The sequence below is a fragment of the Halarchaeum salinum genome (assembly GCF_039520965.1).
Taxonomy (GTDB): domain Archaea; phylum Halobacteriota; class Halobacteria; order Halobacteriales; family Halobacteriaceae; genus Halarchaeum; species Halarchaeum salinum.
Window position 1 is genome coordinate 16571 of the sequence record NZ_BAAABL010000060.1, and the last position, 21156, is coordinate 37726.

Sequence of the window (21156 nt, forward strand, 5' to 3'; positions counted from 1 at the left end):
CACCACGTTTGATCCGGGACGTGTTAGGGTTTCGGGCGATTCTCCGGGTCGTGTTCACCGAAGAAACACGCAGTAGGTTTAACTCTGATACGACCGACCACAAGTGTATGACGGATCTAACGGATCTCGGACTTTCACAGTACGAATCAGAGGTCTATCGGTCACTCGTCGACGTCGAGCCGGCAACTGCGCGTGAGTTGTCTGATGTGAGTGACGTCCCGATGGGGCGTATCTACGACGTCCTCGGGAGTATCGAATCCCGACAGCTCGCGCGCTCGCAGGACGCGAGCCGCCCGAAGAAGTACGTCGCCGTCGATCCGGATGCCGCACTCGATCGGCTGCTCGCCGCCCGCGAGCGCGAACTCGACGCCGAAGCCGAGCAGTACGCGACCGTCGCCGACGAACTCCGCGGCGAGATCGCCGGCCCACCCGAGCCCGACGAGGGGTATTGGACCGCGGAAGTCGGTGCGGAGGACACCCTCGAACGCCTCCTCGATCGCATCGACGACGCCGACGAGTCCATTTACAGCGTCTCCGGCTCCGCCCCGAGCGGCGTCGACGTCGATACGGCCTCGAACCGCATCGTTACTCACCTCGTCGACGCGCTCGAACGCGGCGTTACCGTCAGATTCCTCGTTTCACCCGGCCTCGTCGCCGACGTCCCGGACGTCGTGAACGACCAGTCATTCGACCACCTCGCGGGATACGAGAACTTCGAGGCCCGCGTCGGCGGCTCCGTCCACGGCGACGTCACCATCGTCGACGGCGTCGAGGTCTGCCTCGACCTCCGAAACCCCATCGCGCCCGACGAAGCGTTCGCCGTCATCGACCTCACCGACCCGTCGTTCGCCACGAGCGTCCGCGAGGCCTTCGATCGCGGCTGGACGGACGCCGACCCGATCCACGAGTAGACCGACCGTCCAGGCTTGCTTTCGGCTTCGCGGTTCGCCTCTGCGTGGCGTTTCGCGCCGCGTTCGCTCGCGGCTTCGCCGTTTGCCGTCCCGCAACCCCGCTCCGTGTGGCCCGCCGCTATTCGAGTTTGTTCAGCGCTTGGAAGAAGTCGCTCTCCGGGCCGGCGACGCGCGCGGGCTCGTCGGCGCGCGTCAGTGTGATGATCTCCGGGATCTCGACGTGATAGCGGCTTGCGCCGTCCGCGGACACAACGACCTCGTCCGCGCCGTCGACACGCACCGTGATCTCGGCGTCGAGCGGTACGATGAGTGGCGGCATCGTGTCCGTCGCGCACATGTCGTTCACGATGAACCCCGGGACGCCCGGCTGGACGAGCGGGCCGCGCTCGCTCATGTTGTACGCCGTCGAGCCCGTCGGCGTCGCGACGAGGAGGCCGTCGGCGTGCCCCGCCGTGTAGAGCGAGCCGTCGACGCGGACCTCTACCTCGACGCCCTGCCCGTGCCCGCGCTTTGGTCCTTGGACGACCACCTCGTTCAGCGCCGGCGTCAGCGACCACTCCTGGCCGCCTTCCGCCTGCACTCGCGGGACTTCGCGGGCGCGGACCTCGCCGGTCTCGGCGACGCGCTCGACCTCCTCGCGGACCGCCGCGACCGCGTCGTCCGGCGAGACGGCGTTCAAAAAGCCCACTTCGCCGAGGTTCACACCGAGGATCGGTGTCGAGCCGGCACCGCGGGCGGCGAACAGGAACGTGCCGTCGCCCCCGATGCTCACCACGAGGTCACACCGGTCGAACTCCTCGACGGGCGTCCCCTCGACGTCGATGGCGTCCGCTGTCTCCGTGTCGTACCACGTCTCGGCGTCCCGCGCAGCGAGCATCTCACCGATGTCCGCAGCGAGGTAGGCCGCGCGGGCGTTTCCGCGCTGAGCCACGATCCCGACGCGCATACGAACGACGACGGTTCCCCCACTCAAAAAGGCATATGAGTGCGACTTCCGAGTCGTGTTCACCGTCGCGTGGAATCAGCGTCTCAGAACAGACCCGTCGATCAGAATGCAGGGGGACAGGAGTACCCGCAGTCTAGCCGACAAGCGACCGGAGTTTCGTGGCCATCGTCACGGAAGTGACCGGCCGACACCGACAAACGATGGACAATAGGCAATCCTTTTGAAACCCGGTGAAGAACCGTGGTGTATGTCCGACGAACTCAAGAAGGGGCTCGAAGGTGTGCTCGTGGCTGAGTCCGGGCTCAGCGACATCGACGGTGACGAGGGTCGGCTCGTCTATCGCGGCTACACCATCGAGGACCTCGCGCGTGGGGCGTCGTACGAGGAAGTTCTCTATCTCCTCTGGAACGGTGAACTCCCATCCGAGTCGGAGCTCGACGCGTTCGCGAGCGACATGGCCACAGAGCGCGCCGTCGACGACGATGTCCTCGGGACCGTCAGCGACCTCGCTGACGCCGACGAAGTGCCGATGGCTGCCGTCCGGACGGCCGTCTCGGAGCTCTCCGCGTTCGATCCGGACGCCGACGAGGACGCCGACCCGACAGATGAGGCGACCAACCTCGCGAAGGGCAAACGCCTCACCGCAAAACTCCCGACGATCGTCGCCGCGTTCACGCGTCTGCGCAACGGCGAGGAGCCCGTCGAGCCACGCGAGGATTTGAGCCACGCCGCGAACTTCCTCTACATGCTGAACGGCGAGGAGCCCGACGACGTGATGGAGGACGTCTTCGATCAGGCGCTCGTCCTCCACGCCGACCACGGGTTGAACGCCTCGACGTTCTCCGCGATGGTGACGGCCTCGACGCTCGCGGACCTCCACTCCGCGGTCACGTCCGCCATCGGGACGCTGTCCGGGAGCCTCCACGGCGGCGCGAACCAGAACGTCATGGAGATGCTGAACGAGGTCGATGCGTCCGGAAAGGACCCCGTTCAGTGGGTCGATGATGCCCTCGACAACGGCGAGCGCGTCGCCGGCTTCGGCCACCGCGTCTACAACGTGAAGGACCCGCGCGCGAAGATCCTCAGCGAGCAATCGGAGGAGCTCGGCGAGGCCGCGGGCGACACGAAGTGGTACGAGATGAGCGTCGCCATCGAGGAGTACATGAAAGAGGAGAAAGGCCTCGCCCCGAACGTCGACTTCTACTCCGCCACGACGTACTACCAGATGGGCATCCCGGTGGACATCTACACGCCCATCTTCGCCATGAGCCGCGTCGGCGGGTGGATCGCCCACGTCCTCGAGCAGTACGACGACAACCGTCTGATTCGCCCGCGGGCGCGCTACGTCGGCCCGAAGGATCAGGAGTTCGTCCCCGTCGACGAACGATAACGGACGCCGGCCAGCCGAACGAAGTGGAGCCGTCTTTTCGCTCCGGGTTTTTCAGGATCGCACGATACGCACAGTCTACACGCCGTACTCGCTCGTGCCGAGTATCGCCCCGCACTCGGGGCACTCCCAGACAGTCGCGTCGCTGAACTTCGCGGCCGTATCGCTTTCGACGACTTCGAGGAGTTCCGCACCGCAAGCGATGCAGTGTCCCACGTCGGTAGGGACTCCCTTCCGACGGAAAGGCGTTCGGCCGGTCGCTCAGTCGCCGCCGTCCGCGCCGCCCGCGACGCTGCCCCGCTCCGCCATCATGTCGGTGGCACGCCGCGCCCAGTCGGAGTAGTGGAACCCGAGGAACGCGACGCCGGCCATCCAGGCGTACTGGACGCCGACGGCGACGTACGCGCCGAGCGGGCCCCAGCCGAGGGCGACACCCAGAACGTAGGTGAGCCCGACCAGCCCGCCGAAGACGCCGGTAACGCGTGCGAAGAGGGGAATACGGGTCTCGCTCGCACCGCCGAGCGCGCCGGAGAGGGCGGTGAAGGCGGCGACGAAGACGGCAGTGAGACCGTAGACGCGCGCGAAGCCGGTCGCGTACGGACGCGCATCGGGCGACCCACTCGCGAGGAGGCGCACGGCGTCGGGGGCGAGAACGACGAGCGCGAGGCCGACGCCGCCGACAGTGAGGGCGGCGAGGCCGGCGGTTGCCCACCCCCGATAGCGGGCTTCGGCGGCGTCGCCCGCGCCGAGCGCCTGCCCGACGAGGACGCCGACGGCGGTGCGGTAGCCACGGGAGAGCGGGCCGGTAACCTGCTGGTAGACCCGGCGACCGATCTGGAAGCCGGCGTTCACGGGCGTCCCGAAGCCGAGGAGGAGGGCGTTGAACGGGAACTCGGCGAGCGTGGTGGCGAAGCCTTCGGCGATCTTGGGGGCGGCGACGGTGAGGAGTTGGCGGGCGATGAGGAGGTCGCGGGGCCGGACGAGGGCGAGGTCGTCGGAGAAGACGGCGATGACGACGACGAGGAGGAGCGCGGAGAGGACGTTCGAGACGGCGGTCGCGGCACCGACGCCGAGGACGCCGTAGGAGGCGACGCCGAAGAGGCCGAGGCCGAAGACGAGCGAGCCCGTGATATTGGTGACGTTCACGAGACCGGTGACGTACATGGGCGTGCGGGTGTCGCCGGTTCCCTGGAGGGCGCGGGCGGCGACGAGGGAGACGTGGCGGGCGGGCGCGGTGGCGAGGACGACGCCGAGGTACGTCGCGCCGAGCGTGACGGTGTCGCCGGTCGCACCGAAGAGCCGGATGAGCGGAGGACCGAGGAGGACGCCGCAGACGGCGATGGGGACGCCCGCGAGGAGTCCGATGAAGAGGGCGCTGGAGACCGCTTCAGCGCGATTCGCGTCGGCGTCTGCACCAGTGTCCTGGCTGGCGAGCGCGATGGCGGCGCTCCCGAACCCCATGCCGATCCGGAGCGGAACGCGCCCGTAGAGGTCGGCGAGTCCGACGGCGACGACGGCGGCGGGCGAGAACGTCGCGGTGACGAGGACGTCCACCGTCCGCATGAGCGTGCGGAGGGTCTGTGAGGCCATCACGGGCCACGCGAGCCCGAGGACACGTCGCCACGTAGCGGCCAGACGGCTGTCCACGCCGATACTGCACGGCGACTCACCCTAAGGGGTGTGGTTCCGATACGCGACCCACCAGTTTCACTTTCACTCCGCTTTCCGGGCACTTATTACGTCCGGGCACATCGGTCCAGTCGTCACACGCTCCCGTTCTGCGGTGCATCGAATCCCTTAGGCGACGCCTCGGCGTAGCGGGGATATGCTCGAACTCGACGACGTCCACGAGGCCGTCACTCCCGTCTCCGAGGTCGCGCGCCGGACGCCACTCGCGCACTCCTACACGTTTTCGGCGATGACGGGTGCCGACGTCCACTTGAAGTTCGAGAACACCCAGCGCACCGGTTCGTTCAAAGTTCGGGGGGCCGCGAACCGCGTCCAGCGTCTCGACGAGGCCGAACGCGAGGCGGGCGTCGTCACCGCCTCTGCGGGCAACCACGCACAGGGCGTCGCGCTGGCCGCGACGCGCGCCGGCGTCGACGCGGTGATCGTGATGCCCGAGACAGCGCCCATCTCGAAGGTGAAGGCCACGCAGAGCTACGGTGCAGAGGTCGTCCTCCACGGCGTCGACTACGACGAGGCACAGGCACGTGCCCACGAGATCGAGGCCGAAGAGGAGCGCACGTACGTCCATGCGTTCGACGACGAGACCGTCATGGCCGGCCAGGGCACCATCGGCATCGAGATCATGGAGGACCTTCCCGCGACTGACACGGTCGTCGTCCCGGTCGGCGGTGGCGGGCTGATCGGCGGCGTCGCGACGGCCGTGACGGCGATCGCGCCGGACGTTCGCGTCGTCGGCGTACAGGCCGCGGGTGCCTCCAGCGTGGCGGACAGCCTCCAAAAGGGGCACATTACGGAAGCAGCGCAGGTCGACACCATCGCGGACGGGATCGCCGTGCGCGGCGTCGGCGAGCGAACCTTCCCCGTCGTCCGCGAACGCGTCGACGAGGTCGTCACCGTCACCGACGCCGAGATCGCGAACGCGCTCGTCCTCCTCTTAGAACGGGGGAAGACCCTCGTCGAGGGCGCGGGCGCGGTGTCGCTCGCCGCACTCCTCGCCGACGCGTTCGAGTACGATGACGACGAAACCGTCGTCCCGATCCTCTCCGGCGGGAACGTCGACCTCACCCTCCTCGCGACCGTGATCCGCCGCGGCCTCGTCGATCAGGGGCGCTACGTCAAACTCCGGACGGTGCTCAAGGATCGCCCCGGCGCGCTCGACGACCTCCTCGACATCCTCACCGACGAGCGCGCGAACATCTCCGCGATCCAGCACGACCGGACGAACCGCGACGTCGCGCTGAACGCGGCGGAGGTCGAGCTCGAACTGGAGACACGCGGCGAGGAGCACGTTGAGGGGCTCCTCGCGCGCCTCCGCGAGGCAGGATACGAAGTCGAGCTACTGGTCTGAGGGTGCGTCGTCCACCGCCGCCGTAGCGTCGTCGCGCACCGCGTCGTACTCGATCGTAAGGAACGGGACTCCGCAGAGTCGCATCGTCTGCGTGGCGACGATCCCCGCCTCGTTCCGCGCCTCCGTTGCGTCGCCGTCCGCGGGGTGGTTCGCGCCCTTATCGGGCCGGACGGCGAAGCGCTGCTCGACCGGGAGCGCGAACGCGCTAAGCGGCGTCACGAGGTAGAGTCCCGACAACTCGCCCGCCCGTGTCGTCAGGTCGATCCCGGTCGCGTCCGGGTCGCCGCCGGCGTGCGCGATGTGGAGCGCCGTCGAGACGTTCCCCCACGGGATCGGGACGGCGACGTTCACGTACCGCTCGGTCGCGGTACGTGAGCCAGCGGAGCCCCGCGCTGCGTCGTTCACGAAACGCTCGGCGTTTCGTGAGCCAGCGGAGCCGTCAGGACCCGCCCCGTTCACGAAACGCTCGTGAGCGATGCGTGAGCTACTTGCATCCGACTCGCCCGTGTGACTCCCGTAGAGCGCGACGAACACCGCCTCGTCCGTCTCGGGGTTCGTCCGCACCCACGCCCGGACGTCCTCGCGCGGGTCGACACCCGCCCGGATCGTCGCGAAGCGACTCTCCAACGCGATCGTCGAGGACTCGAACGGTCCGGGAAGGTTCAGCTGTTCGATCGCGCTCGTGAGTCGCGCGGCGAGCGCCGCACCGAGGCGGAATCCGCGGTGCCACGTCACCGTGCCCGTCATCCGATACGCCGCCGTCTCCTCGTAGAAGTCGCGGATCGCGGGGTGGACGCGCTCCGGGTCGAAATCCGGCCGGGCGTAGTGGGCCATATCGTCCATCTCGCCGTCGGGAGCCTCACCGGTCGTCAGGCCGGCGCGCTCGGGGAAGTCCGGACCGACGTACCGGCCCGCGGTGACGGGGCTGAGCGGGACGGCGGCGGCGCGGTGGCGCGCACGCACGAGGAGCCACGAGACGAGCGCAATCGACACGACGGCGAGAGCACGGAAACGACGACGCACGGACGACCATTCGACCGCCACCGGGTAAACGGCGTCGGCGCGTCGACACGCGCCCACAGTTAAGTCCCGGCCGGCCGACGATCAACGTATGAAACGGATCATCGAGACACCGGACGCACCCGAGGCAGTCGGGGCGTACAGTCAGGCAACGACCGACGGCGACCTCGTCTTCACCGCCGGGCAGATCCCGCTCACCGCGGACGGGGAGACGCTCGACGACGAGGACATCGCCACGCAGACCCGCCAGTGTCTGGAGAACGTCAAGGCCATCCTCGAAGACGAGGGGCTCACCATGCAGGACGTCCTCAAGACGACCGTCCTCCTCGCGGACATCGACGACTTCGAGCAGATGAACGACGCGTACAGCGAATACTTCGCCGACAACCCACCGGCCCGCAGCGCGTTCGGCGTTGCCGCTCTCCCGAAGGGCGTCGCCATCGAGATCGAAGCTGTCGCCGCCCAGCGCGACTAAATGGATATCGTGGGCACGGCCGCGTGGGGCGCGGTCGCGACGCTCTCCTTTCTGATCCTCGCCGTCGCGTACCGCGCCCTCGCCGACGGCGGCCCCTCCCTGCTCACGCTCTTCGGAGTAGCCGTCGTCGTCGGGGTCGCCGGCGCGTTCGGCGCGCGCATCGTCGCGCGATGATCGCCCCCGCGACGCCGAAAAGAAGGCTTTAAACGGCAGACCGAGCTACGGATAGATGCAGGCCGGGATGGCCGAATGGCAAAGCGCACGCCTGGAAAGCGTGTCCCCTTACGGGGTTCAGGGTTCAAATCCCTGTCCCGGCGTCTTCTCCCGAATCCGAGACGAGGAGTCGTGGCTGCTCGTCTCTGGATGAGGGGACGGTCGTCCGACAGGGATTTGAGCCAGTCAGTCGCAGCGCGAGCGACCGTCTGACGCTGTTCAAATCCCTGTCCCGGCGCTTCTCTCCGCGAACCACCGTCGACGAGCGTCGCGTAGCGACTGCTCGGTGACCGGTGAGCGTGAGAACGGCCGCAGGGATGTGAGCAAGCGAGACGAACGGCCATGAGTCTCGTCGGCACCGAACGGGAAGGCCCTTGCCGCCACGTTTCGGGTTGGGAGTATGGTCGCCAGTGCCGAGGAAGCGGCGTTCGAGGTCGGCATCAAGTTCGGGACGCTCTATCACCAGTTCGCCGGGACGCCGGTCAGCCCGGAGAGCGCGGAGAGTCTGGAGACGGCCATCGAGGAGGCCATCGAGAACCAACCGCACTGCGTCGACGTGACCGTGGACATCCTCGAAGCCGAACTCGAAGCCGAGCTGGCGGGCGCGCCGGCGGACTACACGGAGCTGACGGGGCGCTTCATGGAGGTCGAGGTGGTCGTCGACTACGAGGGCACGCAGGCAGTCGCGCGGATGGCGATGGACGACGGTTACCCGCTGATGGAACTCGTCGAGATCGGGGCGTAGGCGGGAGCGGACGAACGCAAGGGGCGATATCGGGGTAGACTTTTAAAATACGGGAGTGCGTAGCACGCCCTATGAGCCAATCCGGGTTGGACGACGACGAGCTGTTCGGCGAGGCGGCGACCGAGATCCGCGCGGACGTCGAGGACCACCTCGCGGCGGCGCGCGACGCGCTCCCGGCCGCGACCGCCGTATGGGATGTCGAGGCGGACAACACGCTCGGCGTGCTGAACGGACTGCGGACCGCGCTCGCCGTCGAGGAGGTTGAGGAACACCTCCGCGACGCGAAGAAGTGGTACACCATCGGCGAGCGCGCTGACGCCTTCGAGGACGCCGAGGACCTGGCGGACGAGATCGAGCGCATCGAGGGTGTCCTCGACGACCTAGAGGCGGTGAGCGACGCAGTCGGTGACCTCGCTTCGGCGATCCCCGAACTCCGCGGGGAACTAGAGGAACTACACGCTGAGGAGGAAGGCGAGGACGCGGAAGACGACGAGTAGGGGGCGAGCGATCGAGGGGCTGTATCGACGGGACGAGAGCAGGCGTCAGCGATGCGGGACGGGATCGTCCGCCCGCTCGACGACGGCGTCCGCGAGGTCGCAGAGCGAGTCGACGGCGAGCGAGAGGAGTTCCGCGCCGCGATCGGCGGTATCCTCGCCAGGGTCGCCGACGACGCCGTTCTCGCTGAACTCGGCAGAGTCGTGTGCAAGGTTGGTGCCCGAAACCCACTCGCCCCAACGCTCGCTCGCACCCGCGCGGGCGGCGTCGATCCGGTCCTCGCGGATCAATTCCGGATCGACGTGACGGAGGAACGCGGTTTCGAGGGGACCGGCGTGGCCCATATCGCTCGCGTGGTCGCCGACGGCGTCGAACCATGTGAACGGGACGGCGTAGGCGTCGTCGTGGCGGCTGATCGTCGCGCACACCTCGCCGAGCGCGGGGACGTTCCCACCGTGACCGTTGACGACGACGACGTCGGTCCAGCCGTGGTGGGCGAGCGACGCGACGGTGTCGCGAACGTAGGACCGGAAGGTATCCGGGGCGACCCACAGCGTCCCGGTGAACTGGCGGTGTTCCTCGGAGACGCCCACCGAGACGGTAGGCGCGACAACCGCAGTACCGTCGTAGGCGTCGGCGGCGCGTTCGGCGACGGTCTCGGCGGTGAACGCGTCGGTGCCGAGTGGGGCGTGCGGGCCGTGTTGTTCGGTGCTGCCGACCGGGAGGAAGACCACATCAACGGCGGCCGCGTCGGCGTCGGTCCATGTGGCGTCCGCGAGGCGCATACGCCGACGTGTGGGCGGGCGGGACTTGTAGCCAGGGGTCGGATTCGTGATGTTCGGACGAGAGGAGCGCAGAAACCATCGTCCGTGGGCCGTTTCGCCGATGTTGTTGTCCGCCCGCAGATAGGTTAGGTGGCCAGTATAACTAAGACGGATTGTTCCCTATCGACGAAGTGAGTATGCCGGACTGCCAGAACTGTGGGTCCTTCGTGACCGACGCGTATGCACGGGTGTTTACACCGGACGAGCACAGCGCCCCGCGCGTCTGTCCGAACTGCGAAGACAAGATCCGAGACGGTGCTGAGGTCCGCGAAGCGCGTTCCACTCGCCGAACCTGAGTCGCCGGCGTCGCCACCGCGTCGCTGCCGCCGAAAGTCACGCCGCTTATACCCTCGTAGGTCGTGTAGTTGTGTAATGAGTCAGTCGGAGCCACAGGTCACGCGCCTGTTCGGCGGTCCCGGCAGTGGGAAGACGACCGCGCTCCTCGACCGCGTCGAGGAGATACTCGAAGACGACGACGTCGAGATACGGGACATCCTCGTCGTCTCCTATACCCGCGCCGCCGCGGCCGAGGTGCGCGAGCGGTTGGCGGAGCGTCTCGACGTGAACCCCCACTCGCTGCGCGGGAACGTCTCCACGATGCACGCGAAGGCCTACGAGCTCCTGAACCTCTCGCGCGGCGACGTCGTCGGCGAGGACGACAAGGAGGAGTTCTGCGACGACTACGGCGTCCCCTATGAGGACGAGTACGCCTCCGGGTCGCGGCGCACGGCGCGCTCGACGACGCTCGGGAACAAGGTCATCGCGACGAGCCAGTGGCTCCAGCGCACCGGGCGCGACGTCGCCGACTGGTACGACGTGCCGTTCCGCTGGGACGAAGAGGAGGTCCGTCTCCCCCCGGACATCGACGACAACGCCCAGGTCGGCAACAAGTACACGCCGACGTGGCCGTCGAGCGACGAGCGCTACGACGTCCCGGAGTGCATCCGCGCGTGGCGCGCCTACAAGGGCGAGCACGACCTCGTGGGCTTCGCGGACATGCTCGAACGCGTCGAGCAGCGCTCGCTCGTCCCGAACGTCGATCACCTCGTCATCGACGAGTTCCAGGACATCACGAGCCTCCAGTATAAGGTGTACGAGGAGTGGAAGCCCCACATGGAGACCGTGCTGATCGCCGGTGACGACGACCAGGTCGTCTACGCCTGGCAGGGTGCCGACCCCGACCTCCTCCTCGAGACGGACGTGACGGAGAACGTTGTCCTCCCGAACTCCTATCGCCTCCCCTCGGAGGTGCTGAAGATCGTCCAACAGGAGGTCGAGCACATCAAGAACCGCCAGGAGAAGGACCTGAACCCCCGCAAGGAGGGCGGGAGCGTCGAGGCCGTCGACTCGCCGTCGATGCTCGATCTCGTGCGCAACGTCCGGCGGACGATCCAGACGACGGACGAGACGGTGATGATCCTCTTCCGCGCGCGCTACCAGCTCTTCGACTTCGTCGACGAGTTCATCACCGAGGGCATCCCGTTCAAGGCACTAACGGACCAGCGCCTCTGGACGGATCGCCTCCAGCAGTACGTGCAGGCCGTCGAGGCCATCGACGCGGGCGAACCCGTCGACGGCCTCCAGGCCCGCCGGCTGATGGACATGCTGCAGGACTCGGCGTTCGGGACGAACGACCGCAGCGACTTCCGCGACGAGATCGACCAGCGACGCGAGGAGATCAGCGAGGGCGAGGAGGCCGACGCCCCGCTTGATCAGATGGAGTTCAGCACCGAGTTCATCCGGAACTGGGTGCCCTTCGTCCCCGCACCCACCGCCGCCGCCGACATGCTCCGGAAGGTGACGCGCTATCAGCGCCGCTCCATCGACGCCTACTTCCAGGGTGACTATCAGGGGATGGATTCGAGTCGCGTCCGCGTCGGCACCATCCACTCCGCGAAGGGTCGCGAGGCCGACCACGTCTTCCTCGCAACCGACCTCACGGAGAAGGTCGTCGAGCAGATGGCGGCGACGGCCGACCACGACGACCTCCCGGAGGGCGTCGAGGAGTTCACTCGCAAGAGCGATCCCGTACCCGTGCTGACGGACAACGAGCGCCGCGTCTTCTACGTCGGCATGTCTCGGGCCCGCGAGCGCCTCGTCCTCATGCAGAACCTCGTGACGGGCGCGCCGACGCTCCCGCTCGATGTCCTGCTCTACGGCGAGCCGACGGGCGAGACCTTGGAGGAGGCGCTCTCCAAGGCCGCCGCCCCCATCTCGATGAACTAAGGCCGTGACGGCGACGGAGGGGCGGGCCGAGACGGCGCTCGCCGACGCCATCGGGACGCGCGATGCGGCCGCGTTCGTCCACGTCGGCGACCGGACCAACGCGACGCTGCGGTACCTCGCGGGACCCGCCCTCGCGGATCGGCCGAGCGCGTACGTTCGAACCGCAACCGGCGAGCGCGTGCTCTGTCCGCCGCCGGGCGCGGCGAGCGCCGTCCGCGAGACGTTCGACGGAACAGTTGTAAGCGCGGGTTCGCTCGGCGTGAGCGCCGCGGGGGAGCGCGCCGCGGCCGCCCTCGACGCACGCGACGCCACGGGAACGGTGTTGACGACGGCGGCGGTCCCGCACGCGGCCGTCCTCTACCTCGAACGCGCCGGCTACGACGTGGCGTCGACGGACGCGCTCACCGAGGCACGCGCGCTGAAGACGGACGCGGAGATCAAGCGTCTGCGCGCCGTCCAGACGGCTGCTACGACGGGCGTTGCGCGCACCGAGACGCTGCTCGCGGAGGCGTCACGAAGGGACGACGGAACGCTCGTCCACGGCGGCGAACCGCTGACGACGGAATTGCTCCGCCACGAGGTGAACGCCGCACTGGCACGCGCGGGTGTCGACCCGGCGGGGAACACGCTCGTCGCGGCGGGGACGGCGTGGCACGATCCCGCGTTCGCGAATGACACGCCGATCGCGGCGGGCGATCCCGTGCTCGTCGATCTCGCGCCGCGCGACGCGCTCGGCTACCACGGCCGGCTTGCGCGGACGTTCGTCGTCGACACCGACGGCGGCTGGGACCGCCGCGCGCATCTCGCGGTGACGCGGGCGCGCGAGGCCGGACTCGCCGAACTCGACCCCGGAACGTCCGCGAGCCGCGTGCACGAGGAAGCCGCGGCGGAGATTGTCGCGTACGGCTTCGACGCCGTCGGCGAGGCGAGAACCGACGGCGTGCACGCGCTCGGTCACGGCGTCGGGCTCGCCCGCCGTGAGGCACCGTGGTTGACAAACGCGGACGAACTCGAACCCGGGAACGTCGTCGTACTCGCGCCAACGGTGTTCGACGCCGCGGAGGGTGGTGGCGTCCGCGTCGCCGATCTCGCGGTCGTCACCGCTGAGGGGTACGACCTGCTCGCGGAGTACGCAACGTCCCTCTCGCCGAGTGCGGACGGGTCGCGGTAGCTACTCCTCGTCGGGGTCGCGCGCGACGGTACCGACGACGCGCTCGGCGGCCGCGATGGCGACGTCGTCGGGGGTTAGCACGTAGCGCTCGACGCCGAGGACGAGCGCCGCGAGCCCGAAGAAGAGGAGCGCGAGCGACTTCCCCGCGAATGCGTACTGCGCGCCGAGCGTGATGAGCGGCGCGCAGAAGGCGAGGGTGACGACGAAGGAGAGCTGTGAGAGGATCCCCATACGTGTCGTAGGGAACGCCACCGGGTAGGCGTTGCGTCGCAAGCGACAACATTTTCGTGATGCATCTCGGAATCGTTGGTATGTTCACGGGGATCGTCGAGACGACCGGCCGCGTCGCCGACGTCACGCGGAACGACGACGGACGCCGGCTCCGGATCGAGACGGACGGGATCGGCGGGTTCAGCCACGGGCAGAGCGTCGCCGTTGATGGCGTCTGCCTGACCGTCGAGGACCACGGCGAGACGGCCGATGGCGCGTGGTTCGACGCCTTCCTCGCCGCCGAGACCGTCGCACGGACGAGCCTCGACGAGCGTGCCGTCGGCGACGGTGTCGACCTCGAACGCGCGCTCCCCGCCGACGGGCGCTTGGATGGCCACGTCGTCCAAGGGCACGTCGACACCACGACCGAAGTCGTCGAAATCGAGCGGGTCGGCGAGGATTATCGTTACACGTTCGCGCTCCCCGACGGGTACGAACGCTACATCGCGGAGAAGGGGTCGATCGCCCTCGACGGTGTGAGTCTCACGGTCGCGAGCGTGGACGACGACGCCGGGACGTTCGACGTGGCGATCATCCCGACGACGCGGGCGGAGACCACACTCGACGAGCGCGAACCCGGCGACGCGATCAACGTCGAAATCGACGTCGTCGCGAAGTACGTCGAGCGCTTGGAGACGTACCAGGGCTCGCCGTCACCAACGCATTAGGACTCGTCGTCGCCGACGTACTCGATCGCGGGTGTCAAGTCATCGAAGGGGTCCTCATACGCCTGGCCGGCACCGAGGTCGTGGTAGGTGTCGCGGTAGCGCGAGAGCTTCCGGTAGAGGATCCAGAGGAAGACGCCGTCGTAGACGAGAACGAACCCGATGAAGGTGAGCAGGTTCCAGTTCGGGACGAACTGGGGGACGTACGTTACGACGGTGTTGTATGTTGCGTGGATCGCCGCGGCGATGAGGAGGCCCTTGACGACGATCGGCCCGCGGTTGTCGGGGTTGAACTTCGCGAGGCCGAGGTAGTAGCCCGCGAACGCCGAGTAGATGACGTGCCCCGGCCCGGCGAACGTCCGGAGCGTTGCGGTCTGGAAGGCCTGCCCGAGCGCGGTCTGGAGCGTCGCGCTGTTCGCAGCGGTGAGGAACTGTTGTGTGATGTAGATCGTGTTCTCGATCGTGGCGAACCCGAGTCCGGCGGCCGCGCCGTACACCGCGCCGTCGATCACGGCATCGAACTTCTCGGAGCGATACGCGTAGAGCCGAATAGCGAGCCACTTCACCGTCTCCTCGACGGGGCCGACGACGACGAAGAAGAAGAGGAGCATCCCGACCGCGGGGATCACCGTGACGACGTTCTTCAGGACGGTGTTGAGGACGGAGGCGAAGCCCGCGAAAAGGAAGCCGAGGACGAACGTCCCGACGAGCATCGGCAGCGGTTCGCGCATCGTGACGTCCATCCGCCAGACGGAGAAGACGAGGATCGCCGCGGGAACGACCGACAGCAGGACGTAGACGCCGAGGAGCGGGTTCTGGAACGCCGCGACGCCGACGATGAGGAACTGTGCGGCGAGGATGAGCACGGCGAGGGCGATGACCGACCACCGGCCCCCGACCGTGAGCCAGCCGTACACCCGCGTCGCGAGCCGATCGAGGGTGGTACGCTCCTCCCACGACGCCACGTCGTAGAGGTCACGGCCGTCCGCGACGCGCTGTATCGGGTCGCGTTTCTGTGGCATGGACAGCGATACAGTCGGCTCTCTCTAAGGTCTTCGGGCGAGAGCGACGTTTTTTCAGCCACACACGCGTAGGCGCGCGTATGCTCTTCGATCAGCCGACCCGGCACGCGCTCCGCGAGGCCGGCGTATCGGCGGAGACCCTCCGCGACGTCGAACAGACGGTCGCGGCCGAGGCACGCGAGACAGCCGACGACGTCGCGGCGTTCTTCGCGGACCACGAGACGGTCTACTCCGACATGGATCAGACGCACTCGAACGAGACGTACCCCGAGCACGACGTCGACTACTGCGATCTCTTCACGCACAGCCAGGACATCCGCGGGTTCCTCCGGTTCGATACGTGGGGCGTCTACGTCGAGGGGGCCCGACTGCTCGACGACGGGACGGTCGAGCTCGAACTCGGCCCGACGGTCCACGACCGGGTGCGCTTCGCGACGACGCGGGACGCCCTCCGATGACGCGCGTTCGCGTCCGCGGGATCTACGCGACCGCGCTCACGGCCGCGTGTCTCGACGCCGGCCACACAGTCGTACAGGCCTCCGAGCCGATCCGCGAGCGCTTCGACGCGGACTTTCCGGGCGACCCCGCCGAGGCCATGATCGAGACGACGGCGGACCGACAGGGCGTCGGGCTCTCCGGTGATCCCGAGGCCGTCGCGGCACTTCGCGAGCGCTGCGTCGACATCGGGGTCGACGCGCTCGACTGGAACGAGCCCGTCCCGGCCAGCGCGGTGTTCGACGGCCGCGTCGTGGAGACGACGGGCGGCGGTGCCGTCCTCGACCTCGGCGAAGGGAGAGAGGCGTACCTCCCGTTCGACGCCGCGGACGGCTACGTCGAGACGGACAACGAGCTCCGCGTGCAGGTCCGCGAGCCGGCAGCTCCGTGGCTCGACGGGCGGGCGACTGTCGCGACGGCGCTTCGGACCCCCGGCGTCGGCGCGCTCGCCGAACTGGAGGAAGGTGATGCGCTCGTCGCGGCGACGCCGGACGGGACGGCCGAACACGAACTCGTCCAGACGACGGAGATGCTGAACGTCGACGTGCCCGACGGCTGGGCGGTTCGCTGGGGACGCGCCGCCGAGGGGGCATCGTTCGCGGCGCTCCGCGAAGCGCTCGAAACCGCCATCGAACGCGTCGACGATCTGGAGAACGCACTCGATGAGGCGGGCGAGCTTGACGCCCCGCGTGCGATCTATCGCCCGATGGAGACCGCGTGGGTCTGGTTCGGGCGCGACTCGCGCTTCGCACTCGACGACCGACGCGATACTGTGACCGCGACGATGCCCGGCCACCACCGGACGAAGGCCGCGACGCCGGCCGCGAGTCGCGCCGTCGACTTCGCGGAGGCGGTCGGCGTCGACACCGACGACTTCCCGTTCGCAGCAGTGTCGTCCGCGTTCGGGCCACGCGAGGGTGACACGCTCGCCATCGAGCACGGGAAGCCGAGCGGGCGGCTCATCACGCTCGGGAGCGGGACGGTCACGAACTGCGAGCCGTCGACGGGGAAGCTGACGCTCGAACGCGAGATGCACCCCGGCGGCACCTACGACGCCCTCGAGACGGAGCGCGAAGCCGGCGACGTCGCGATTACGCGCTTCCAAGAAGGGCGCGAGTGGTACATGACCGGCTACGAGGCCGAAGACGGGACGAACAAAGGCACGTACGTCAACGTCTCGACGCCCGTGGAGCTGTTCCCGGACGCGATCCGGTACGTCGACTTACAGGTGGACGTCGTGAAGTACCCGGACGGGACGGTCGATGTCGTCGATGAGGACGAGTTGGAGGCGGATGTCGAAGCCGGCGACGTCCCGCGTGCACTCGCCGACCGCGCGCTCGACGTCGCCGAGCGGCTGGCGGGTGGGCTGCGGGACTAGCGGGCACGGAGGGTGGCGAACAGACGACGCGAGGTGTGTCCCGCGGGCGGCCCGTCGTCGGTTTCGCGTCGGCCGCGCCGCGGCGACCCGTCAGGACATAAAGTCGGTTAGAAGTGCATTCCGTCGGAGTCCGGACTGCCCTCACCGCGGCCGCCGCGGCCACCCTCGTTCCGGTCGATTCCCATGTAGCTCTCGGCCTGCCCGGTCGTCCAGTCAGAGCCGGAGTCGTCGGAGAACCGGACGGTGACGTCGGTGACGGCCTCGAAGTCGTCGGCGAGCGACGTCTTGATGCGTTGGGCGGTCCGGGGGCTGATCCCGCACCCGGAACACGCGCCGCCGAGTTCGATGACGACTTCGCCGGACTCCCGATCGGCCTTCCGGACGGCGGACTCACCGCCGTGCATCTGGATGATCGGCATCTGGGCGGTGAGCCACCGCTCGACGCGCCCGTGGAAGTCCTCGCCGTCCACTTCGCTGGCCTCGCTCATGGTACGAGATACGTCCGCACGCGTGAAAGGGTTCGGGTTTTCGGCACCGTAGGGGCGACGAGGGAGCGGCGAACGGAACCACCACACACCAACTGTCGCGAGTTCTCGATGCCGAGGGGTGGACCAGTGGGCGAAGGGAGCGCTCGCAGCGCCCGAGAGACGCGCGAAGAGGTCACACTGAACGTTCGACATCCCCACACCAGATGTCGTAAGTTCTCGCGTGGATGACGCCACCATCGGACAACGACGATCGTTTGACGGCGAGTCGTTGAGTCCCCGTCCGCGTTGCGGTGTCGGTTCGATATTGATGGCACCGATACCGATCGGAACGAGAACAAACGACGTGAGGTGTGTGTCCCCTAGAGCTGCGAGCGGTCGCCGGTCCCACCGGTGAGTGCGGAGGCGATCGCGCCGTCGAGGACGACATCGTCGCCGAGGTTGGTGAGCTGGAGGTCGGGAACGTTGTTGAACACGGACTCCTCTAAGCGCTCGCGGACGGGGTCGAGGACGAGGTCGGGGTTGTTGAGCGCGACGGCACCGCCGACGTAGACGACGAGGGGTGCGTACGCCTGCGCGAGGTTCGTGACGCCGAGGGTGTTCCAGTCGGCGATCCGGTCGACGACGTGGGCCGCGAAGTCGTCGGTCTCGGCGTGGTCGAAGACGTCCTTCGCGGAGAAGTTCGGGTCGTCGATCGGTAGCGCGGTGTCGGCGTCGCGTTCCTCGGCGAGCTGCGTCGCGTAGCGTGGAATGTTGTTTCCGGAGCAGTAGGCCTCCCAGTGGCCGTCGCGGCCACAGCCACAGGTTCGGCGTCCCTCGGGGTCGACGACCAGGTGTCCGACCTCGCCGGCGTTACCGTCCCAGCCGGTGAGGACGTTGCCGTCGACGGCGACGCCCGCGCCGATCCCCGAGGAGATGGTGAGGTAGACCATGTCGTCGGGGTTGCGGTCGCTATGGAAGCGCTCGCCGATGACGCCGGCGATGGTGTCGTTGTGGAGGTAGATGCGTTCGGAGCCGATGAGTTCGCGGACGGGGCCGACGAGCGGGATCCGCCCGACGGCCTCGGGGAGGTTCGCGGGGTCGTCGATCGCGCCGTCGGCGAGGTCGAGCGGGCCAATACTCCCAATCCCGGCCGCGATCACGTCCGTCGGATCGACGCCGGCGTTCGCGCACGCCGTCCGGATCGCGGCGAGGACGGCCTCGGTGACGGCGATACCGGACGGTCCGCGCGGGGTCCCGCGGCGGTCGGTACCGAGCACGACGGCCTCCTCGTTCGCGACTGCGGCACGGAGGTTCGTCGCGCCGAGATCGACGCCCACGTAGTACGCCATCTGCCAAATGATGGCCGCCCCGTCGACTTAACTACACAGATTTCACTACGAACTGACGAAGGGTTTCGACGCGGCTGCGGTCAACGAGAGAGTTGGGCAACGTGCGTGCCCACCACACCCACGCCGCTACTCGTCGCCGCGGACGAACGTCACGGGGCAGGGCGCGGAGAGCATGACCTCCTGTGCCGTCGACCCGAAGACCGCTTTCCCGGTCGGCGATCGCTTCCGCCCACCGACGATGACGAGATCCGTCCCCTCGGCCTCGGCGAGGTCGACGATCCGCTGCCCGTGGTTGCCGATCTCGCCGCGGACGGTGTAGTCGATCCCGGCGTCGTCGAGTGCCTCCGAGAGCTGGCGGATGGTGGCGTGACGCCGCGACACCTCGTCCGCGGAGACATCGCCGCCGGCCTCGACGCCGAGGTTCTCGAGCGTCGATTCGTACTCCTCCTCGGTGAAGACGTGCGCCAGGACGACCTCCGCACCGGTCGGAATGGCGATGTCTGTGAGTGTCTCCGCGAGCGCGTCGACGCGGTCGGCGTCACCGGGGCCGACCGCCAGCAGGATCTTCTCGATAGCCATGTCCGGCATAAATCACGGGAGGCCCTTAAATATATACTCGCAGCGGGCGATCGCTGACGTATGTCGGACCTCGATCTGACGGGACAGACGGCACTCGTCACCGGGAGCGCGGCGGGTATCGGTCGCGGGATCGCGCTCTCACTCGCCGAGGCAGGCGCGGCCGTCGCCATCCACTACCATAGCAGCGAGGCCGAAGCGCAGGCGACCGCCGAGGAGGCACGCGAACGCGGCGCGCCCAACGCGACGACCGTCCAGGCGGACGTCACCGACCCCGACAATGTCGATTTGGCGTTCGACGCGATCGAGGCCGACCTCGGGCCCGTCGACGTCCTCGTCAACAACGTCGGGGATTTCCAGCCAACCCACTGGGCCGAACAGTCGATCGACGACTGGCGGCGCGTCTACGAGACGAACTTCGTCGGGACGATGTGCTGTGCGCGCCGCGCGCTCCCCGAAATGCGCGAGAACGAGTGGGGTCGGATCGTCAACGTCGGCTACGCCTCGGCGGAGAAGGGGCTCGTCGCCGCGAAGAACTTCCCGTACTTCGCCGCGAAAGCCGGCGTGTTGATGTTCACGCGAATGCTCGCCGCCGAGACGCAATCGGATGGGATCACGGTGAACGCCGTCTCGCCCTACGTCGTCGAGACGAGCGACGAGTTCCCCGCGGACGCTCCGCGTGGCCGGTGGGCGACGATCGACGACCTCGCACAGGTGGTCCGGTTCTTCTGCTCGGCGGGGAGCGAGTATATTTCGGGTGAAAACGTCGAAGTTGATGGCGGTTGGCTCCCCGAGTCAGTCTAGCTCCCTTCGAGCGCATCAAGCACGCACGCAGCGGCGATCACGGCCTCCTTCGGGACGTCGCTCGCGTCGTCGATCGTGACGGTGTACTTGTCCTTCAGGGAGAACTGACCCTCAATGCTCCCGACGTGGTCGCCCTTGGCGTCCTTGATGTCGTACTTGTGCGGGATGAGGCCGGCCGCGCCGACGAAATGCCGGAAGACTTCGAGGAGCTTGTTCCGTGATTCGATCGTGGCGAGCGCCGTGCCGGTGTCGGGGTCCCGGACGGTCCAGTTCTCGGCGAACAGCGAGTAGTCCTCGTCGAGGACGACGACCTCCTCGCCGGTCGCGTCGTCGACGATGGCGTAGTTCCCCGCGATGTCCATGATGCCGCCGGCCTTCACGGTGAAGGCCTCCGCGCCGTCGTCGGTGACGAACGGGAACTGCTCTTTGAGCTTGAACGGCTCTATTGAATCCGCAGACAGCGTCGGGATGAGTCGTTAGAACGTTGGAAGTGAAGCGGGAGAGTACAGTTGTGCAAAAGGTACTCTTCCGCTTCGTTAAACAAGCTGTCTCGATAGCACGAAAACTTACTGATGCGGCGCTGATGCAGATCAGCCATCCAGCCGGCAACGGTAGTGGTTAGGGGAAGTTATGGAGGTGGCGCCTGATACGAGAGTATGTCTGGAGATCGCCGCAAAGAG

General features: G+C 67.9%; 24 protein-coding genes, 1 tRNA gene and 2 pseudogenes. 16 read left to right on the forward strand and 11 right to left on the reverse strand.

The features are described 5' to 3' along the window. Positions 1-107 precede the first annotated feature (107 nt). Positions 108-911: a TrmB family transcriptional regulator gene (locus tag ABDZ36_RS10655; RefSeq protein ID WP_211313151.1), complete on the forward strand. Its 804-nt coding sequence runs from the start codon at positions 108-110 to the stop codon at positions 909-911. 118 nt (positions 912-1029) lie between these two features. On the opposite strand, the gene ABDZ36_RS10660 is transcribed toward ABDZ36_RS10655, so the two are convergent. Then, on the reverse strand, positions 1030-1857 hold the full coding sequence (locus ABDZ36_RS10660) for an NAD(+)/NADH kinase (protein ID WP_211313152.1): 828 nt from the start codon (positions 1855-1857) through the stop codon (positions 1030-1032). A gap of 247 nt (positions 1858-2104) precedes the next feature. On the opposite strand from ABDZ36_RS10660, the gene citZ reads away from it, so the two are divergent. After that, complete coding sequence (citZ, locus tag ABDZ36_RS10665) at positions 2105-3247, forward strand: citrate synthase (RefSeq protein WP_211313153.1); 1143 nt, start codon at positions 2105-2107, stop codon at positions 3245-3247. Between the two features lie 75 nt (positions 3248-3322). Here the strand turns inward: citZ and ABDZ36_RS10670 are convergent, their stop codons facing one another. Both ABDZ36_RS10670 and ABDZ36_RS10675 read right to left on the reverse strand, forming a co-directional pair. Beyond that, positions 3323-3460, reverse strand: coding sequence for a hypothetical protein (locus ABDZ36_RS10670; RefSeq protein ID WP_211313154.1), 138 nt, complete (start codon positions 3458-3460; stop codon positions 3323-3325). 45 nt (positions 3461-3505) lie between these two features. Continuing rightward, positions 3506-4834, reverse strand: a complete 1329-nt coding sequence (locus ABDZ36_RS10675; protein ID WP_211313172.1) for an MATE family efflux transporter — start codon at positions 4832-4834, stop codon at positions 3506-3508. Between the two features lie 235 nt (positions 4835-5069). Here ABDZ36_RS10675 and ilvA point away from each other — a divergent pair, with 235 nt between their 5' ends. Continuing rightward, positions 5070-6281 carry a threonine ammonia-lyase gene (gene ilvA / locus ABDZ36_RS10680; RefSeq protein ID WP_211313155.1) on the forward strand — a complete coding sequence of 404 codons (1212 nt, stop codon included), beginning with the start codon at positions 5070-5072 and terminating at the stop codon, positions 6279-6281. Here the strand turns inward: ilvA and ABDZ36_RS10685 are convergent. Beyond that, positions 6270-7304, reverse strand: coding sequence for a hypothetical protein (locus ABDZ36_RS10685; protein ID WP_211313156.1), 1035 nt, complete (start codon positions 7302-7304; stop codon positions 6270-6272). The two genes, ilvA and ABDZ36_RS10685, sit on opposite strands and share 12 nt — an antisense overlap. An 88-nt stretch (positions 7305-7392) precedes the next feature. On the opposite strand from ABDZ36_RS10685, the gene ABDZ36_RS10690 reads away from it, so the two are divergent. The 5 genes from ABDZ36_RS10690 to ABDZ36_RS10710 all read left to right on the forward strand — a co-directional run bounded on the left by ABDZ36_RS10690 (position 7393) and on the right by ABDZ36_RS10710 (position 9231). After that, a complete protein-coding gene (locus ABDZ36_RS10690) occupies positions 7393-7776 on the forward strand; it encodes a RidA family protein (RefSeq protein ID WP_211313157.1) in 384 nt (127 codons plus the stop codon). After that, positions 7777-7950: a DUF7981 family protein gene (locus ABDZ36_RS10695; RefSeq protein ID WP_211313158.1), complete on the forward strand. Its 174-nt coding sequence runs from the start codon at positions 7777-7779 to the stop codon at positions 7948-7950. A 61-nt stretch (positions 7951-8011) separates the two neighbouring features. Continuing rightward, a tRNA-Ser gene (locus ABDZ36_RS10700) sits at positions 8012-8093 on the forward strand. Positions 8094-8389: 296 nt separating this feature from the next. Then, a complete protein-coding gene (locus ABDZ36_RS10705; RefSeq protein WP_211313159.1) occupies positions 8390-8734 on the forward strand; it encodes a dihydroneopterin aldolase family protein in 345 nt (114 codons plus the stop codon). 71 nt (positions 8735-8805) lie between these two features. Then, on the forward strand, positions 8806-9231 hold the full coding sequence (locus ABDZ36_RS10710) for a DUF5790 family protein (RefSeq protein ID WP_211313160.1): 426 nt from the start codon (positions 8806-8808) through the stop codon (positions 9229-9231). 45 nt (positions 9232-9276) lie between these two features. Here the strand turns inward: ABDZ36_RS10710 and ABDZ36_RS10715 are convergent, their stop codons facing one another. After that, positions 9277-10014: a creatininase family protein gene (locus ABDZ36_RS10715; RefSeq protein ID WP_211313161.1), complete on the reverse strand. Its 738-nt coding sequence runs from the start codon at positions 10012-10014 to the stop codon at positions 9277-9279. Positions 10015-10190: 176 nt separating this feature from the next. Between ABDZ36_RS10715 and ABDZ36_RS14905 the strand changes: the two genes are divergently transcribed. The 3 genes from ABDZ36_RS14905 to ABDZ36_RS10725 all read left to right on the forward strand — a co-directional run bounded on the left by ABDZ36_RS14905 (position 10191) and on the right by ABDZ36_RS10725 (position 13450). Beyond that, on the forward strand, positions 10191-10349 hold the full coding sequence (locus tag ABDZ36_RS14905) for a DUF7563 family protein (protein ID WP_425342208.1): 159 nt from the start codon (positions 10191-10193) through the stop codon (positions 10347-10349). A 76-nt stretch (positions 10350-10425) separates the two neighbouring features. After that, on the forward strand, positions 10426-12279 hold the full coding sequence (locus tag ABDZ36_RS10720) for a UvrD-helicase domain-containing protein (protein ID WP_211313162.1): 1854 nt from the start codon (positions 10426-10428) through the stop codon (positions 12277-12279). Positions 12280-12283: 4 nt separating this feature from the next. Continuing rightward, positions 12284-13450 (forward strand): M24 family metallopeptidase, encoded by a 1167-nt coding sequence (locus ABDZ36_RS10725; protein WP_343749308.1) that lies wholly within the window; start codon positions 12284-12286, stop codon positions 13448-13450. Here ABDZ36_RS10725 and ABDZ36_RS10730 read toward each other — a convergent pair whose 3' ends face one another. Next, positions 13451-13681 (reverse strand): DUF7533 family protein, encoded by a 231-nt coding sequence (locus tag ABDZ36_RS10730; protein ID WP_211313163.1) that lies wholly within the window; start codon positions 13679-13681, stop codon positions 13451-13453. Between the two features lie 80 nt (positions 13682-13761). On the opposite strand from ABDZ36_RS10730, the gene ABDZ36_RS10735 reads away from it, so the two are divergent. Then, positions 13762-14388 (forward strand): riboflavin synthase, encoded by a 627-nt coding sequence (locus ABDZ36_RS10735; protein WP_211313164.1) that lies wholly within the window; start codon positions 13762-13764, stop codon positions 14386-14388. On the opposite strand, the gene ABDZ36_RS10740 is transcribed toward ABDZ36_RS10735, so the two are convergent. After that, on the reverse strand, positions 14385-15407 hold the full coding sequence (locus ABDZ36_RS10740; RefSeq protein WP_211313165.1) for a PrsW family intramembrane metalloprotease: 1023 nt from the start codon (positions 15405-15407) through the stop codon (positions 14385-14387). The two genes, ABDZ36_RS10735 and ABDZ36_RS10740, sit on opposite strands and share 4 nt — an antisense overlap. Positions 15408-15487: 80 nt before the next feature. Here ABDZ36_RS10740 and ABDZ36_RS10745 point away from each other — a divergent pair, with 80 nt between their 5' ends. Together ABDZ36_RS10745 and ABDZ36_RS10750 are read left to right on the forward strand one after the other, a co-directional pair. Then, positions 15488-15865: a DUF7532 family protein gene (locus tag ABDZ36_RS10745; RefSeq protein ID WP_211313166.1), complete on the forward strand. Its 378-nt coding sequence runs from the start codon at positions 15488-15490 to the stop codon at positions 15863-15865. Then, a complete protein-coding gene (locus tag ABDZ36_RS10750) occupies positions 15862-17280 on the forward strand; it encodes a ribonuclease FAU-1 family protein (RefSeq protein WP_211313167.1) in 1419 nt (472 codons plus the stop codon). Before ABDZ36_RS10745 ends, ABDZ36_RS10750 begins: the two co-directional genes overlap by 4 nt. A 107-nt stretch (positions 17281-17387) precedes the next feature. On the opposite strand, the gene ABDZ36_RS10755 is transcribed toward ABDZ36_RS10750, so the two are convergent. The 3 genes from ABDZ36_RS10755 to ABDZ36_RS10765 all read right to left on the reverse strand — a co-directional run bounded on the left by ABDZ36_RS10755 (position 17388) and on the right by ABDZ36_RS10765 (position 19675). Continuing rightward, complete coding sequence (locus ABDZ36_RS10755; protein WP_211313168.1) at positions 17388-17768, reverse strand: NifU family protein; 381 nt, start codon at positions 17766-17768, stop codon at positions 17388-17390. 359 nt (positions 17769-18127) lie between these two features. Continuing rightward, entirely contained in the window at positions 18128-19096 is a 969-nt protein-coding gene (locus ABDZ36_RS10760; RefSeq protein WP_211313169.1) for an ROK family protein, read from the reverse strand. 126 nt (positions 19097-19222) lie between these two features. Continuing rightward, on the reverse strand, positions 19223-19675 hold the full coding sequence (locus ABDZ36_RS10765; protein WP_211313170.1) for a universal stress protein: 453 nt from the start codon (positions 19673-19675) through the stop codon (positions 19223-19225). A 60-nt stretch (positions 19676-19735) separates the two neighbouring features. Here ABDZ36_RS10765 and ABDZ36_RS10770 point away from each other — a divergent pair, with 60 nt between their 5' ends. Further along, positions 19736-20476 carry an SDR family NAD(P)-dependent oxidoreductase gene (locus ABDZ36_RS10770; RefSeq protein ID WP_211313171.1) on the forward strand — a complete coding sequence of 247 codons (741 nt, stop codon included), beginning with the start codon at positions 19736-19738 and terminating at the stop codon, positions 20474-20476. On the opposite strand, the pseudogene ABDZ36_RS10775 reads toward ABDZ36_RS10770, so the two are convergent. After that, a pseudogene (locus ABDZ36_RS10775) lies at positions 20473-20913 on the reverse strand (LURP-one-related family protein); the annotation flags it as partial. The gene ABDZ36_RS10770 and the pseudogene ABDZ36_RS10775 sit on opposite strands and share 4 nt — an antisense overlap. Before the next feature lie 74 nt (positions 20914-20987). Between ABDZ36_RS10775 and ABDZ36_RS10780 the strand changes: the two are divergent. Further along, positions 20988-21089: pseudogene (locus tag ABDZ36_RS10780) on the forward strand (IS5/IS1182 family transposase); the annotation flags it as partial. Positions 21090-21156: the final 67 nt, after the last annotated feature.

Excerpts from the sequence above, each read along its gene's own strand:
- ilvA (WP_211313155.1), top strand. The coding sequence starts at position 5,070 with ATGCTCGAACTCGACGACGTCCACGAGGCCGTCACTCCCGTCTCCGAG.
- citZ (WP_211313153.1), top strand. The coding sequence starts at position 2,105 with ATGTCCGACGAACTCAAGAAGGGGCTCGAAGGTGTGCTCGTGGCTGAG.
- ABDZ36_RS10675 (WP_211313172.1), bottom strand. The coding sequence starts at position 4,834 with ATGGCCTCACAGACCCTCCGCACGCTCATGCGGACGGTGGACGTCCTC.
- ABDZ36_RS10730 (WP_211313163.1), bottom strand. The coding sequence starts at position 13,681 with ATGGGGATCCTCTCACAGCTCTCCTTCGTCGTCACCCTCGCCTTCTGC.
- ABDZ36_RS10750 (WP_211313167.1), top strand. The coding sequence starts at position 15,862 with ATGACGCGCGTTCGCGTCCGCGGGATCTACGCGACCGCGCTCACGGCC.
- ABDZ36_RS10695 (WP_211313158.1), top strand. The coding sequence starts at position 7,777 with ATGGATATCGTGGGCACGGCCGCGTGGGGCGCGGTCGCGACGCTCTCC.
- ABDZ36_RS10765 (WP_211313170.1), bottom strand. The coding sequence starts at position 19,675 with ATGGCTATCGAGAAGATCCTGCTGGCGGTCGGCCCCGGTGACGCCGAC.
- ABDZ36_RS10710 (WP_211313160.1), top strand. The coding sequence starts at position 8,806 with ATGAGCCAATCCGGGTTGGACGACGACGAGCTGTTCGGCGAGGCGGCG.
- ABDZ36_RS10655 (WP_211313151.1), top strand. The coding sequence starts at position 108 with ATGACGGATCTAACGGATCTCGGACTTTCACAGTACGAATCAGAGGTC.
- ABDZ36_RS10690 (WP_211313157.1), top strand. The coding sequence starts at position 7,393 with ATGAAACGGATCATCGAGACACCGGACGCACCCGAGGCAGTCGGGGCG.
- ABDZ36_RS10720 (WP_211313162.1), top strand. The coding sequence starts at position 10,426 with ATGAGTCAGTCGGAGCCACAGGTCACGCGCCTGTTCGGCGGTCCCGGC.
- ABDZ36_RS10715 (WP_211313161.1), bottom strand. The coding sequence starts at position 10,014 with ATGCGCCTCGCGGACGCCACATGGACCGACGCCGACGCGGCCGCCGTT.
- ABDZ36_RS10660 (WP_211313152.1), bottom strand. The coding sequence starts at position 1,857 with ATGCGCGTCGGGATCGTGGCTCAGCGCGGAAACGCCCGCGCGGCCTAC.
- ABDZ36_RS10755 (WP_211313168.1), bottom strand. The coding sequence starts at position 17,768 with ATGAGCGAGGCCAGCGAAGTGGACGGCGAGGACTTCCACGGGCGCGTC.
- ABDZ36_RS14905 (WP_425342208.1), top strand. The coding sequence starts at position 10,191 with ATGCCGGACTGCCAGAACTGTGGGTCCTTCGTGACCGACGCGTATGCA.
- ABDZ36_RS10705 (WP_211313159.1), top strand. The coding sequence starts at position 8,390 with ATGGTCGCCAGTGCCGAGGAAGCGGCGTTCGAGGTCGGCATCAAGTTC.
- ABDZ36_RS10740 (WP_211313165.1), bottom strand. The coding sequence starts at position 15,407 with ATGCCACAGAAACGCGACCCGATACAGCGCGTCGCGGACGGCCGTGAC.
- ABDZ36_RS10745 (WP_211313166.1), top strand. The coding sequence starts at position 15,488 with ATGCTCTTCGATCAGCCGACCCGGCACGCGCTCCGCGAGGCCGGCGTA.
- ABDZ36_RS10770 (WP_211313171.1), top strand. The coding sequence starts at position 19,736 with ATGTCGGACCTCGATCTGACGGGACAGACGGCACTCGTCACCGGGAGC.
- ABDZ36_RS10735 (WP_211313164.1), top strand. The coding sequence starts at position 13,762 with ATGTTCACGGGGATCGTCGAGACGACCGGCCGCGTCGCCGACGTCACG.
- ABDZ36_RS10760 (WP_211313169.1), bottom strand. The coding sequence starts at position 19,096 with ATGGCGTACTACGTGGGCGTCGATCTCGGCGCGACGAACCTCCGTGCC.